11 protein-coding genes are annotated in these 14,061 nt (G+C 69.9%); 5 read left to right on the forward strand and 6 right to left on the reverse strand.

What is annotated here, in order from left to right; genetic code table 11:
* Positions 1 to 190 precede the first annotated feature (190 nt).
* Positions 191 to 1,558, forward strand: coding sequence for a pectate lyase (locus tag AC2YHT_RS01400; protein WP_487287812.1), 1,368 nt, complete (start codon positions 191 to 193; stop codon positions 1,556 to 1,558).
* A gap of 49 nt (positions 1,559 to 1,607) precedes the next feature.
* A complete protein-coding gene (locus AC2YHT_RS01405; protein ID WP_487287813.1) occupies positions 1,608 to 1,961 on the forward strand; it encodes a potassium channel family protein in 354 nt (117 codons plus the stop codon).
* Here AC2YHT_RS01405 and AC2YHT_RS01410 read toward each other — a convergent pair.
* The 6 genes from AC2YHT_RS01410 to AC2YHT_RS01435 form a co-directional block, all read right to left on the reverse strand.
* A complete protein-coding gene (locus AC2YHT_RS01410; RefSeq protein WP_487287814.1) occupies positions 1,958 to 2,542 on the reverse strand; it encodes an SRPBCC family protein in 585 nt (194 codons plus the stop codon). The two genes, AC2YHT_RS01405 and AC2YHT_RS01410, sit on opposite strands and share 4 nt — an antisense overlap.
* Before the next feature lie 60 nt (positions 2,543 to 2,602).
* Positions 2,603 to 3,208 carry a peptidylprolyl isomerase gene (locus tag AC2YHT_RS01415; RefSeq protein WP_487287815.1) on the reverse strand — a complete coding sequence of 202 codons (606 nt, stop codon included), beginning with the start codon at positions 3,206 to 3,208 and terminating at the stop codon, positions 2,603 to 2,605.
* Between the two features lie 142 nt (positions 3,209 to 3,350).
* Positions 3,351 to 6,959, reverse strand: a complete 3,609-nt coding sequence (locus AC2YHT_RS01420) for a hydantoinase B/oxoprolinase family protein (RefSeq protein ID WP_487287816.1) — start codon at positions 6,957 to 6,959, stop codon at positions 3,351 to 3,353.
* A gap of 57 nt (positions 6,960 to 7,016) precedes the next feature.
* A complete protein-coding gene (locus AC2YHT_RS01425; RefSeq protein ID WP_487287817.1) occupies positions 7,017 to 7,592 on the reverse strand; it encodes a TMEM165/GDT1 family protein in 576 nt (191 codons plus the stop codon).
* Between the two features lie 311 nt (positions 7,593 to 7,903).
* Positions 7,904 to 8,641, reverse strand: coding sequence for a DUF2793 domain-containing protein (locus tag AC2YHT_RS01430; RefSeq protein ID WP_487287818.1), 738 nt, complete (start codon positions 8,639 to 8,641; stop codon positions 7,904 to 7,906).
* Positions 8,642 to 8,734: 93 nt separating this feature from the next.
* Positions 8,735 to 9,742 (reverse strand): NAD(P)H-dependent flavin oxidoreductase, encoded by a 1,008-nt coding sequence (locus AC2YHT_RS01435; RefSeq protein ID WP_487287819.1) that lies wholly within the window; start codon positions 9,740 to 9,742, stop codon positions 8,735 to 8,737.
* A 183-nt stretch (positions 9,743 to 9,925) separates the two neighbouring features.
* On the opposite strand from AC2YHT_RS01435, the gene AC2YHT_RS01440 reads away from it, so the two are divergent.
* The 3 genes from AC2YHT_RS01440 to ybiA are packed head-to-tail and all read left to right on the forward strand — an operon-like array spanning position 9,926 to position 14,031.
* The gene (locus AC2YHT_RS01440) at positions 9,926 to 11,368 is read left to right on the forward strand and encodes a methylmalonyl-CoA mutase family protein (protein WP_487287938.1); all 1,443 of its coding nucleotides are present in this window, start codon (positions 9,926 to 9,928) and stop codon (positions 11,366 to 11,368) included.
* A gap of 3 nt (positions 11,369 to 11,371) precedes the next feature.
* Positions 11,372 to 13,528 (forward strand): methylmalonyl-CoA mutase, encoded by a 2,157-nt coding sequence (gene scpA / locus AC2YHT_RS01445; protein WP_487287820.1) that lies wholly within the window; start codon positions 11,372 to 11,374, stop codon positions 13,526 to 13,528.
* Entirely contained in the window at positions 13,525 to 14,031 is a 507-nt protein-coding gene (gene ybiA / locus AC2YHT_RS01450; RefSeq protein ID WP_487287821.1) for a riboflavin biosynthesis intermediates N-glycosidase, read from the forward strand. The genes scpA and ybiA overlap by 4 nt, the downstream gene beginning before the upstream one ends.
* Positions 14,032 to 14,061 lie beyond the last annotated feature (30 nt).

A 14,061-nucleotide genomic window follows, 5' to 3' on the forward strand; every position in this document is an offset into this window, starting at 1 on the left:
GCACAGCTTTCGAGCAGAGATTGCTCAAACAATCCGCATAACAGCGTTATCTGTCAACCAAGCGTCACAAGGTGCTTGGCGGCCACACCTTATGACACCGGTGGACATTTCTCGGCGAGGCGGGCAGGGTCGCCTCGCCAGGACGAGACGCGATCGACGCTCGCCGGCCTTCGGGGAGAGATACGCCGCCATGACCATCCGCCCTATCCTCCCGCGCCTGCTCGCCGGCGCCGCGGCGCTCGCCCTGCTCAGCGGCGCGACGGCGGCCATGAGCCAGACCCTGGCCTTCCCCGGCGCCGAGGGCGCGGGCCGGCTGTCGCAGGGCGGCCGCGGCGGGGCGGTGATCAAGGTCACCAACCTGGAGGATTCAGGCCCCGGCTCGCTGCGCGCCGCCGTCGAGGCCAAGGGGCCGCGCACCGTGGTCTTCGACGTGGCCGGCACCATCCAGCTGAAATCGGACCTGAAGATCAGCGAGCCGCGCATCACCATCGCCGGCCAGACCGCGCCGGGCGGCGGGATCACCGTGCGCGACCACACCCTGGTCGTCGCCGCCGACGACGTGGTCATCCGCTTCGTCCGCTCGCGCCTGGGCGACGAGAGCAAGACCGAGAGCGACGCCATCTGGATCAACAAGGGCCGGCGGATCATCCTCGACCACGTCTCGGCCAGTTGGTCGGTGGACGAGACCCTGTCGGCCTCGGCCCGCTACGGCGAGGAGGGCCAGGGCTTCTTCGACCTGACCGTCCAGTGGTCGATCATCGCCGAGTCCATGGCCCATTCGCTGCACGCCAAGGGCGACCACGGCTATGGCAGCCTGATCCGTGGCGGCATGGGCTCGAGGATCAGCTTCCACCACAATCTGTGGGCCAGCCACATGGCCCGCATGCCCCGCCCCGGCAACTACGACGGGCCCGACAAGGATCCGGTCGGCGCGCTCTTCGATTTCCGGTCGAACGTCTTCTACAACTGGGGCAAGGGCTATGCCGGCTACGACGCCGACAAGGCGGCCCTGGCGGCCTACAACTTCGTCGACAACGCCTATGCGCCCGGTCCGAGCAGCGGCAAGCCGGTGGCGTTCCAGGAGAGCAACACGCTGGCCCGCGCCTATTTCGCCGGCAACAGCATGGCCGGGGAGGTTCCGGCCGATCCCTGGAGCCTGGTGACCTTCACCATCCCCGAGCCCGCCGGCTATCGCCAGGCCGCGCCGATCGAGGTCGCGCCGGTGACGCCCGAGCCGGCCGACAAGGCCTATGCGCGCGTGCTGGCCGACGCCGGGGCCTCGGTGTTCCGCGACAGCGTCGACGCCCGGATCGTGGCCGGGGTGCGCGACCGCACCGGTACGGTGATCAACAGCCAGAAGGACGTCGGCGGCTGGCCCGCCCTGCCCGCCGGCAAGCCCGCGCCCGACACCGACGGCGACGGCATGCCCGACGCCTGGGAAAAGACCCACGGCCTGAACCCCAAGACGGCCGCCGACGGCCCAGCCCTGGCCAAGGACGGTTCGGGCTACACCCACCTGGAGCTCTATCTGGCCGACGCCGCGCGCCGGCGCGGTTGACGCACGGATCGCGCCCGGGCGAGCTAGCGGCTCAACGCGAGGGCGAACCATGCTCAAATACCTGGATACCGTTCGAGAACTGCTGATCGTCTATGTGGTCATGCTGCTGGCGGCCGCGGGATCCTACGCCTTCTTCGAGGGCAAGACCTATCTCGACGGGATCTGGTGGGCCTGCGTCACCGCCACGACGGTCGGCTATGGCGACATGTATCCGGCCACGCTGGGCGGGCGCATCACGGCCGTGGCGCTGATGCACGTGACCCTGCTGCTGATCCTGCCCCTGCTGATCGGCAACATCTGCTCGCGCTGCATCAAGGACGCCAACGAGTTCAGCCACGCCGAGCAGGAGGAGCTGAAGGCGACCCTGGCCCGGCTGGAGGCAAAGCTCGACGGGAAGATTTAGCCGGCCTCCAGGCACGCCTCGCGCAGCCGGGCCAGGGCTTTGGGCGTGTCCTTGCGCAGGCCCGCGCGCAGCAGGGCCTTGGGGATCACCCAGTCCACGGCCAGGCGGTTCTCGTAGAACACCCGCGTGCCCGCGCCGCCGGCCAGGGACTGCAGCCGCCACTCGCCCTCCTCGGCCTTCAGGTCGCCCTCGACCAGCCGAAAGCGGATGCGCCGCCGCCCCTCGTAGTCCGAGCGGAAGACGATGCGCATGCGGGGAAAGAACAGGCTCTTGCGGGTGACGTGCTCGCGGACGTCCCAGCCGCGCTTCTGGTCGCCCGACAGCACCGCGCAACGTTCGAGATTGGTGATCATCCGCGCCGCGCTGGCGCAGTCGGTCAGCACGGCCCAGACGTGGTCGGGCGAAGCGGCGATGTCGATCACCCCGCGCACCTGGCCGCCGGTCGCCCCGGCCGGATCGGGCGAGACCTCGGCATGGGCCTCGCCGCGCGCCAGGCTGGCCCGCGCTTCCGGCGACAGCTCGAAGGCGCTCGCCGGGCCGGCGACGACAAAGGCCAGAACCAGGATCGATATCGTCCGCAACGGCGTCTCCAGGCTCGTCCCCGAAGACAGTTACGTATCCGCCAGGCGATCAGATGCGGGTCAGCCGACCCGCTTCATGCCGAGGATCTGGACCGGCGCCTTGAGCATCTCGTCCTTCATCGCCTCGGTGTAGGCCGGACCGCCCGTGGGCATGGCCAGGATCTTCTTCACAATCGGCAGGCCCTCGACCACGGTTCCGAAGGCCGCGAAGCCGAGGTTGTCGCCTTTGGCGCCCGGATGGGCGTCGAGATAGGGCATGGCGCTGGCGCAGATGAAGAAGTCGCAGGTGGCCGTGCCCGGCGCGTTGCGGGCCAGCGAGATCGTGCCCGGCTTGTGGCGCAGGCCGGTCTTGGGCGTGCTCTCGTGGGCGATGGGGGCGAAGCGCCGCGCGCGCTGCGGCGGCGCGCCCTGGATCGAGCCCGCGCCCTTGACGCCCTTGGTCCGCGAAGCGCGATAGAAGGTCCCGCCGTCGTACTTCTTGGCGTCGACATAGCGCAGGAAGTTGGCCGCCGTGATCGGGGCCTTCTTGTCCTCCAGCTCGACCACGATCAGGCCGGCGCTGGTCTGGATGGCCACCTTCGGCTTGCCGGCCGCCAGGGCCAGGCCCGGCGTGGCGACCACCAGGCCGGCGGCGCCGATCAGGGTGCGGCGGGCGATGTCGGTCATGGGGCCTCCTGGTGGGTGGTGCGTGATCCTCGTCCTTCGACAAGCTCAGGATGAGGATCAAGGCAAGCGGTGTGAGCCGCAAAAAACGAAGCCGGCATTAGAAACCTCACCCTGAGCCTGTCGAAGGGCGAGGTTTCGCCGCTCAAACAGTGCCCCAGCCCCCGCCGCCGGGCGTCTCGATGACCACGCGGTCGCCGGCCGCGACCTGCGCCTCGTCGGTCGCCGCCAGGGGCTGAACCGTCCCGTCCGCCCGCTCGATCCGCGCCAGGCCCAGCGCCCCGCTGGCCCCGCCGTACAGGCCGAACGGCGGCACGCGGCGGCGGTTGGACAGTAGGGTGACGGTCATCGGCTCGCGGAAGCCGATGGTGCGCACCACCCCGTCGCCGCCACGATGCTCGCCGGCGCCGCCCGATCCGCGCCTGATCGAGAAGGCCTCGACACGCACCGGATAGCGGGTCTCCAGCACCTCGGGATCGGTCAGGCGGCTGTTGGTCATGTGGGTCTGCACCGCGTCGGCGCCGTCGAAATCCGGCCCCGCCCCGGCCCCGCCGCAGATGGTCTCGTAATACTGCCGCCGCTCGTCGCCGAAGGTGAAGTTGTTCATCGTGCCCTGGGCGGCCGCCATGACGCCCAGCGCGCCATAGAGGGCGTCGACCACCACCTGGCTGGTCTCGACGTTTCCGGCCACCACCGCCGCCGGATAGCGGGGTTTGAGCATCGAGCCCTCGGGAATGACCAGCTCGACCGGCCGCAGGCAGCCGTCGTTCATCGGGATTTCGTCGTCCACCAGGGTGCGGAAGACGTAAAGCGCCGCCGCCCGGCAGATCGAGGCCGGAGCATTGAAGTTGGTCGGGACCTGGTCGCTGGTGCCAGTGAAGTCGACGCGGGCGGTCCGCGCGGCCTGGTCCACGGTGATCGCCACCTTCACCACGCTGCCGTCGTCGAGTTCGTAGGCGAAGGCGCCGTCCTCGAGCTTCGCCAGCACCCGGCGCACGGCCTCCTCGGCGTTGTCCTGCACGTGGGCCATGTAGGCTTCGACGACCTCCTGGCCGAACTCGGCGACGAGGCCCGTCAGGCTCTCTGCCCCGCGCGCGCAGGCGGCGACCTGGGCCTTGAGGTCGCCGATGTTCTGGTCGGGATTGCGGGCCGGCCACTTGCCCGAGGCGAGCAGGGCGCGGGTCTCGGCCTCCAGGAACCGTCCGCCCTCGACCAGCAGGAAGTTCTCGATCAGCACCCCCTCCTCCTCGACCGTCCGGCTGCCCGGCGGCATCGAGCCCGGCGTGATGCCGCCGATGTCGCCCTGGTGACCGCGCGCGGCGACGTAGAAAAGCAAGGCCCCCGCCGTATCGAACACCGGCATGACCACCGTCACGTCCGGCAGGTGGGTGCCGCCGGCGTAAGGCGCGTTCAGCATGTAGACGTCGCCGGGCTTCATGCCCCGGCCGTCATGGCTGCGGCCGTCGCGGATGGCCCGCACGCTGTCGCCCATCGAGCCCAGGTGCACCGGCATGTGCGGGGCGTTGGCGATCAGGTTGCCGTCGCGGTCGAACAGAGCGCAGGAGAAGTCCAGCCGCTCCTTGATGTTCACCGAATAGGCGGTGTTCTGCAGGGCGAACCCCATCTCCTCAGCCACGGCCATGAAGAGGTTGTTGAACACCTCCAGCATCACCGGATCGGCTTCCGTGCCGGCGGCGCGGCGCGGGGCCAGGGCCTCGACGCGGTCGAGGATCAGGTTCAGGTGCGCATCGACCTTGGCCCGCCAGCCGGGCTCGACGACGGTGGTCCCGGTAGCCTCGCGGATGATGGCGGGACCCGACACCTCGGAGCCCTCGGCCAGCCGCTCGCGATCGAAGACGGGCGTCGCGTGGACCTCGCCGGCCATGCGGATATCGGCCGTGGTCAGGGCGACCGGATCGCCCTTGGAAGCGCCGGACTCAAAATCCGGTTCCGAACCGGCGTCGGCATGGCCGATCGCTTCGACGCTCAAGGTCTCCACCACCAGCGGCGTCGCCGGCGAGACGAAGCCGAAGCGGCGCTGGTGCAGGGTCTCGAAGGCGGTTTTCACGCCTTCAGCGTCAGTCAGCGGCACGCGCAGCGGCGTATCCGTGCCGGCGTACTTCACCAGCAGAGCCGCCTCGGTTTCGACCGTCACCAGCGGCGCGTCCTGGGCGCGCAGGGCGGCCTCGGCGTCGGCCGCCAGGGCGGCGGCGCGGGCCGGCAGGGTGGCGGCGGCTTCGTCGAGACGCTGCTCGACCGTGGTCTCGCGCAGCAGGCGGAGATCCGCCAGGCCCATGCCGTAGGCGCTGAGCACCCCGGCGAATGGGTGGATCATCACCGTTTTCATGCCCAGGGCGTCGGCCACCAGGCAGGCATGCTGGCCGCCCGCCCCGCCAAAGCAGGCCAGGACGTAGCGGGTGACGTCGTAGCCGCGCTGGATCGAGATCTGCCGCACGGCCTTGGCCATGTTCTCGACGGCGATCGTCAGGAAGCCTTCGGCGATCTCGGCGGGGGTCATGGCGCGGCCTGTGGCGGCGGCGATCTCGGCGGCCAGGACTTCGAAGCGCTCGACGACCACGTCGCGGTCCAGCGGCTGGTCGGCGTTGGGACCGAAGACGTGCGGGAAGAACTCGGGCTGCAGCTTGCCCAGCATGACGTTGCAGTCGGTCACCGTCAGCGGCCCGCCGCGCCGGTAGCAGGCCGGACCCGGATTGGCCCCGGCCGAGGCCGGTCCCACCCGCAGCCGCGCCCCGTCGAACGAGCAGATCGAGCCGCCGCCGGCCGCCACGGTGTGAATGTTCATCATCGGGGCGCGCATCCGCACACCGGCCACCACCGTCTCGTAGGCCCGCTCGTACTCCCCGGCATAGTGGCAGACGTCGGTCGAGGTGCCGCCCATGTCGAAGCCGATGACGCGGGTGAAGCCCGCCTCGGCCGCCGTCTTGGCCATGCCCACCACGCCGCCGGCCGGGCCCGACAGGATGGCGTCCTTGCCCCGGAAGGCGCGGGCGTCGGTCAGGCCGCCGTTCGACTGCATGAAGAAGAGCCGAGTCTCCTCGCCCAGCCGCGAGGCCACCTGGTCGACATAGCGGCGCAGGATCGGCGACAGATAGGCGTCGACCACCGCCGTGTCGCCCCGCCCGACCAGCTTCATCAGCGGGCTGACCTCGTGGCTGGCCGAGACCTGGGTGAAGCCGATCTCGCGGGCGATCGTCGCGACGCGCCCCTCGTGGTCGGTGAAGCGGAAGCCGTGCAGCAGCACGATGGCCACGGCCCGGAAGCCGGTGCCGTAGGCGGCCTGCAAACCCTCGCGAGCGGCGGCTTCGTCCAACGGCCGCACCACCTCGCCGTCGACGCCGATGCGCTCGTCGATCTCGACGACGCGGGTGTAGAGGGCCTCGGGCTTTATGATCTTGCGGTCGAACAGCTTGGGCCGGGCCTGCTGGCCGATGCGCAGGGCGTCGGCGTGGCCTTTCGTGATCGCCAGCAGCGTCGGCTCGCCCTTGCGTTCGAGCAGGGCGTTGGTGGCCACCGTGGTGCCCATCTTCACCGCCTCGACGCTCCCGCCGCCGCCCTGTTCCAAGAGAGCGCGAACGCCAGCGACAGCGGCGTCCTCGTACTGCTCGGGATTTTCCGACAGCAGCTTGTGGGTGACCAGCCGCCCGTCCGGCCGGCGGGCGACGATATCGGTGAAGGTGCCGCCGCGATCGATCCAGAATTCCCAACCGGTCGCGCGCGGGTCTTCGAGGGTCATGGGGCGGGGGCTCCGGAACGTTCGTCCCGTGCATAGCTCCCGCCCCCGCCTACGTCATTACTTGAAGAGCCCCAGCAGCGTCGCGACGCCCCACAGGCCCAGGCCGAGGAAGATCAGCGCCGCGCCGATGCGCACATACTTCAGCGGCACGATCTTGGTCGCCGCCTCGCCCAGATAGACGGCCGGCACGTTGGCCAGCATCATGCCCAGGGTGGTGCCGGCGGCCACCAGCGGCACGTTGTGGAACTGGGCCCCCAGGGCCACCGTGGCGATCTGGGTCTTGTCGCCCATCTCGACCAGGAAGAAGGCGACGGCCGTGGTCAGGAACACGCCGTAGCGGCCCACCGCGCCGCCATCCTCGTCGTCGGCCTTGTCGGGGATCAGCGCCCAGCCGGCCATGGCGATGAACGACAGGGCGATCACCCACTGGAACCAGGCGCCTTGCAGATATTGCGCGACCAGCGAACCGGCGAGCGCCGCCAGGGCGTGGTTCAGCAGGGTGGCGACCAGAATGCCGAGGATGATCGGGATCGGCTTCTTGAAGCGCGTGGCCAGGATGATGGCCAGAAGCTGGGTCTTGTCGCCGATTTCGGCCACGGCCACGACCAGGGTCGAGACGAGCAGGGATTCCATTGAAACACCGTTGCGGGGGCCGAGCGCAGACAAGACGACAGCGACCGTTTCCCCGCCCAGCCCGGACGGGAAACGACGCCGTTGGTCTCGCCAAGAAAGCTGTCGGTGCTTCCTTCACCCGCGCCATGGTCCCGAAAGACCAAGTATGTTGACGACGGGCCCCGCTGATAGGCGCGGGCGGCTACTCCCCAAAGGGTGAGGGGCGTTTAGCCGGAGCCGCCCGCCGGATCAAGCAGAGAGCCATTCGCAAGTTGGAGGATGGTCGGCTGGCGGGCGTTCCCAAACCCTCTCTCTCAGAGAGAGGGATTTGGTTAGACCGCCCCCGGCGCCTCGAACCGCAGCAGCTGGATCGCCACCCGCACCTTGCCGCCGACGAAGCTGCCGCCGGCCGCGGTGATCACCACCGGCGTGTCGGCGTAGAAGGCGGTCGGCCCCACGACGCCGATGTTGCTGGCGTTCAGGGCCACGCCCAGCGAACTGCCGAACTTGCCGGTCTCGCCGGCGACGCCGCAGCTGTAGGAGACCGCGCCGGTGATGGCGGCGCTGGTGCGGGTCGAGACGCCCAGCACGATCGAGCGGGCCGGGATCACGGCGGCCGTGGTCACCGCGGCGCCGCTGAGGGTCGCCTCGACCTCGCGGATCTCGACGCGAACGTCGGCGCCGAACGGCGAGCGGGCGGCGGTCAGGCTGGTGAAGGTGGACGACAGCGCGACCCAGGCCGAGCCGGTGAACACGGCCGCCTGGCCCTCGTCGGCGATCCAGGCGGTGAAGCCGGCGGAAGGGGCGATCGCCTCCCAGGCCCCGGCCTCGAAACGCATCAGGCTGTGGGCGGGGGCCGCCGCCCAGTCGGCGCCGGTCGCGGCGGCGGGGCGGATCCACAGGGCGCCGTCGGCGGGCGCGGACGGCTGGGCCGCGACCGTGCGGCTGACCACGCAGGGCTGGACGAGGCCGTCGAGGCGCGCGAGGCCTTCGTTGACGGTGACGTGCTTCTGGGCTTGCCCCGCGGCCACGTAGGGCAGCGAAAGACGGGGCGTGGCGGCGTCGGACATGAGGCGCTCCTGGCGGGTTTCGAACCCGCCTAGGATCACCCGGCCGGAGTCGCCGGGGACAAAGTCGCCTTCGTCCCCGGCGCGATCCCCGTCCTACTCGGCGGCGAAAGCCAGGCGGTTGCCGGCCGTGAGCGCGGTCTTGGCCGCCAGTTCGGCCTTCGCGTCCTCATATTCCTCCGCCAGCTTGGCGATGCGTTCGGCGACCGGAAGCACTTCCTTGATGGCGCCGATGCCCTGGCCCGAGCCCCAGATGTCGCGCCAGGCCTTGGCGTCCTGGTTGCCGCCCGAGCCGAAGCTCATCTTCGACGGATCGCTTTCCGGCAGGTTGTCGGGATCCAGGCCCGCGGCGACGATCGACTGGCGCAGATAGTTGCCGTGCACGCCGGTGAAGAGATTCGAATAGACGATGTCGCTGGCGTTGGCCTCGGTGATCGTCCGCTTGTAGGCCTCGGGCGCATTGGCCTCTTCGGTCGCGATGAAGGCCGAGCCGATATAGGCCAGGTCCGCGCCCATGGCCTGGGCCGACAGGATCGAGCGGCCGCTGGCGATGGCGCCCGACAGGGCCACCGGGCCGTCGAACCAGGTGCGGATCTCCTGCACCAGAGCGAAGGGCGAGATCGCGCCGGCGTGGCCGCCGGCCCCGGCCGCCACCGGAATCAGGCCGTCGGCCCCCTTCTCGATGGCCTTGCGGGCGAAGCGGTCGTTGATGACGTCGTGCAGGGTGATGCCGCCGTACGAGTGGATCGCCTGGTTCAGGTCCTCGCGCGCGCCCAGCGAGGTGATCACCACCGGCACCTTGTATTTCACGCACAGCTCGATGTCCTGCTCGAGCCGATTGTTGGTCTTGTGGACGATCTGGTTCACAGCGAACGGGGCCGACGGCAGGTCCGGATGGGCCTTGTCCCAGGCGGCCAGCTCCTCGGTGATGCGGGCCAGCCATTCGTCCAGCTGCGACAGCGGGCGGGCGTTCAGCGACGGGAACGAACCGACGATGCCGGCCTTGCACTCGGCGATCACGAGATCCGGATTGCTGATGATGAACAGCGGCGAGGCGATCACCGGCAGGCGCAGACGGTCACGCAGAATGGGCGGCAGAGCCATGGGACGGGGGTCTCCTCGTTCCGCGACGTCACGCGCCGCGCATGTTAACAGCGTTAGCTTAAACGCTCGTTCATGGGACTTGCAAGCGCTTGACCTCCGTGACGGCAGGCGCGCAACTGGGCGTCAAAACCAGAAATTGCCGCACCGCAGGAGAAACCCGTCGTGAGCGAGGCCCCCGCTCTTTTGGCCGCCGACTTCGGTCCGCCCGACGAGAATCTGGCGCAAGCCAGGTGGCTGAAACTGGTCGAGAAGACCCTGAAGGGGGCCGATTTCGACGAGACCCTGACGCGCGCCACGCCGGACGGGATCACCATCCGCCCGCTCTATACCGCCGAGGACGCCGTCACCGTGGCCCGCGACCTGCGCCCGCGCGACGTCGATCGCCCCTGGGACCTGCGCACCCGCATCGCCCATCCCGATCCCAGGCACGCCAGCGGCGAGATCCTGAAGGACCTGGAGAACGGCGCGGCCTCGGTGCTGCTGGCGCTGGATCCGCAGGGCCTCAACGGCGTCGCCGTCGGCTCGCGCGAAGACCTGGCCCGCGTGCTGGACGGCGTGCTGCTGGATCTCGCCCCCGTGGCGCTGGACGCCGGGTTCCTCGGCCCCAAGGCCGCCGACTGGCTGGGCGCCCTGGCCAAGGCCGCGCCCAATGCGCCGCTGGCCTTCCACATGGATCCGCTGACCGCCTGGATGCAGGCCGGCGTCAGTCCCGGTCCGATCGAGAGCCACGTCTTCAGCGCCGCCACGGTCGGCGCGCGCCTGGCGCAAACCTACGCCACGGCCAGCCTGTTCCTGGCCACCGGCCGCGCCGTGCACGAAGCCGGCGGCTCCAACGCCGAAGAGCTGGCGGTGATGGCCGCCGCCGCCGTGGCCTACGCCAAGGCCCTGGTCCGCTCGGGCCTCTCCATGGACGAGGCCTGGTCGCGCATCGTGCTGGGCGTCAGCCTGGACGGCGAATACTTCACGGGCGTGGCCAAGGTGCGCGCCGTCCGCACCCTCTGGGACCAGCTGACCAAGGCCTGCGGCGTCGAGGTTCCGGCCCGGATCGAGGCCCGCTCCTCAGGGCGGATGCTGGCCAAGGCCGACGCCTGGACCAACCTGCTGCGCCTGACCGCCGCCGGCTTCGCGGGCGCGGTGGGCGGGGCCGACACGGTGGTGCTCGGAAACTTCACCGACGCCGTCGGCCTGCCGACCGCCTTCGCCCGCCGCCAGGCCCGCAACACCCAGCTCGTTTTGATGGAAGAAAGCCACCTGGGCCGCGTCGCCGACCCGGCCGGCGGGGCCTGGTACCTCGACACCCTGACCGACCAGCTGGCCCGCGCCGCCTGGGGCGGCTTCCAGGCCATCGAGGCCGACGGCGGGATCGTCAAGGCGCTGGAAAGCGGCCTGATCGCCGACATCGTCGCCGAGACGCGCGAAGGCCAGGAGGCGTCCTTCGCCGACAAGAGCCGCAAGATCCTGGGCGTCACCGTCTTCCCCAACGCCGACGACAAGACGCCCGAAGTCGAGACGCCCGACCCGGCCGCCTTCGCCGTCGACGGCCCCGATCCCCGCCTCCCCGGCCCCGACAGCCGTTGTCCGGCCCTGACGCCCATCCGCTTCGCCGCCGCCTTCGAGGGAGCCTGAGCCATGAGCAAGTTCCCCAACTTCGCCGACGTCGCCTTCGAGACGCCCGAGCCCGCCGCCGCGCCCGAGACCGGCAAGGCCTGGAGCACGCCCGAGGGCGTCGACGTCGCGCCCGCCTTCACCGCCGAGGACGCGGCGGGGCTGGACTTCACCGACGGCCGCCCCGGCGTCGCGCCGTTCGTGCGCGGCCCCTACCCGACCATGTACGTCACCAATCCGTGGACGATCCGGCAGTACGCGGGCTTCTCCACGGCCGAGGACAGCAACGCCTTCTATCGCCGCAACCTGGCGGCCGGTCAGATGGGCCTGTCGGTGGCCTTCGATCTGGCCACCCATCGCGGCTATGACTCAGACCACGAGCGGGTGAAGGGCGACGTCGGCATGGCGGGCGTCGCCATCGACTCGATCCTCGACATGCGCACCCTCTTTTCCGGCATCCCGCTCGACAAGATGAGCGTGTCGATGACCATGAACGGCGCGGTGCTGCCGATCCTGGCGCTCTACATCGTCGCCGCCGAGGAACAGGGCGTCACGCCCGACAAGCTGTCGGGCACGATCCAGAACGACATCCTCAAAGAGTTCATGGTGCGGAACACCTACATCTATCCGCCCGCGCCCTCGATGCGGATCATCTCGGATATCTTCGCCTTCACCTCGGCGAACATGCCCAAGTTCAACTCGATCTCGATCAGCGGCTACCACATGCAGGAGGCCGGAGCCTCGGCCGACCTGGAGCTGGCCTACACCCTGGCCGACGGCATCGAATACGCCCGGGCGGGTGTCGCGGCCGGCATGAGCATCGACGCCTTCGCGCCGCGCCTGAGCTTCTTCTGGGCCATCGGCATGAACTACTTCATGGAGGTCGCGAAGATGCGCGCGGCCCGCCTGCTGTGGGCCCGGCTGATGAAGCGCGAGTTCGAGCCGAAGGACGACCGCTCGCTGTCCCTGCGCACCCACAGCCAGACTTCCGGCTGGTCGCTGGCGGCGCAGGACGTGTTCAACAACGTCTCGCGCACCTGCGTGGAGGCCATGGCCGCCGTCAACGGCCAGACCCAGAGCCTGCACACCAACGCCCTGGACGAAGCCCTGGCCCTGCCCACCGATTTTTCGGCCCGCATCGCCCGCAACACCCAGCTCTTCCTGCAGATGGAAAGCGGCACGACCCGCGTCGCCGACCCCTGGGGCGGTTCGTACTATGTCGAGCGGCTGACCCATGACCTGGCGGTCAAGGCCCTGGCCCACATCGAGGAGGTCGAGGCCGCCGGCGGCATGGCCAAGGCCATCGAGCAGGGCATCCCCAAGCTGCGCATCGAGGAAGCCGCCGCCAAGACCCAGGCCCGCATCGACTCCAATCGCCAGAGCGTGGTGGGCGTCAATCGCTACAAGCCCGAGGTGGCCGACGTCATCCCGATGCTGAAGGTCGACAACAGCTCGGTGCGCAACCAGCAACTCGAAAAGCTGGCCCGGCTGAAGGCCGAGCGCGATCCGGCGGCCACGGAGACCGCACTGAAGGCGCTGGAGGACGGCGCGCGCGGGACGGGCAACCTGTTGGCCCTGGCCGTCGACGCGGCCCGCGCCAAGGCCACTGTCGGCGAGATCAGCGACGCCCTGGAGCGGGTGTTCGGCCGCCACCGGGCCGAGATCAAGTCGATCCAGGGGGTCTACATGAAGGAAGCCGGCTCCGACCCCACCACCGCCCGCGCCAAGGCGATGGTCGAGGCCTTCGCCCAGGCCGACGGCCGCCGCCCGCGCATCCTGGTCGCCAAGATGGGCCAGGACGGCCACGACCGCGGCCAGAAGGTGATCGCCACCGCCTTCGCCGACCTCGGCTTCGACGTCGACATCGGCCCGCTGTTCCAGACCCCGGCAGAGGCCGCCCGCCAGGCGGTCGAGAACGACGTCCACATCGTCGGGGCGTCGTCACTGGCGGCCGGACACCTGACGCTAGCGCCGGAACTGAAGGCCGAGCTCGGCAAGCAGGGCCGCGCCGACATCATGATGGTGGTCGGCGGCGTGATCCCGCCGCAGGACTTCCAGGCCCTGCGCGACGCCGGCGCCGCGGCGATCTTCCCGCCCGGCACGGTGATCGCCGAGGCGGTGATCGAGCTGCTCGACAAGCTGAACAAGCAGCTCGGCTACACCCAGGGCGAGGCGGCGTGACGGTCACGGCCGACGACCTGCCGCATCCGTCCAGGTTCACGAGCTTCCATCCCTTCCTGAAGGGCGTGTTCAGCCAGTGGCACGTCACGCCCTTCACGCTGGAGGGTCTGGACTTCGCCACCGCCGAGCAATGGATGATGTACGGCAAGGCCCGCCTGTTCGGCGACGAGGCCGTCGCGACCGCCATCCTGGCCACGCCGGATCCCTCTGTGCAGAAGCGTCTCGGCCAGACCGTCGCCGGCTTCGAGCAGGAGACCTGGGACGCCTGGAAGGTCGACATCGTCCATCGCGGCAACCTGACCAAGTTCGGCCAGAACGACGGCGCGCGCCGCCAGCTGCTGGCCACCGGCGAAGCGATGCTGGTCGAGGCCAATCCCCGCGACTGGAACTGGGGGATCGGCCTGTCCGCCGACGATCCCGCCGTGCAGCGGCCGGAAGACTGGAAGGGCGAGAACCTGCTCGGCCGGATCCTGACTGACGTGAGAACGCGCTTGGCCGATTAACCGGCGCCTGCACCGCTTCTCCATCGCGGG

It is taken from the genome of Caulobacter sp. SRI_008 (genome assembly GCF_057586355.1).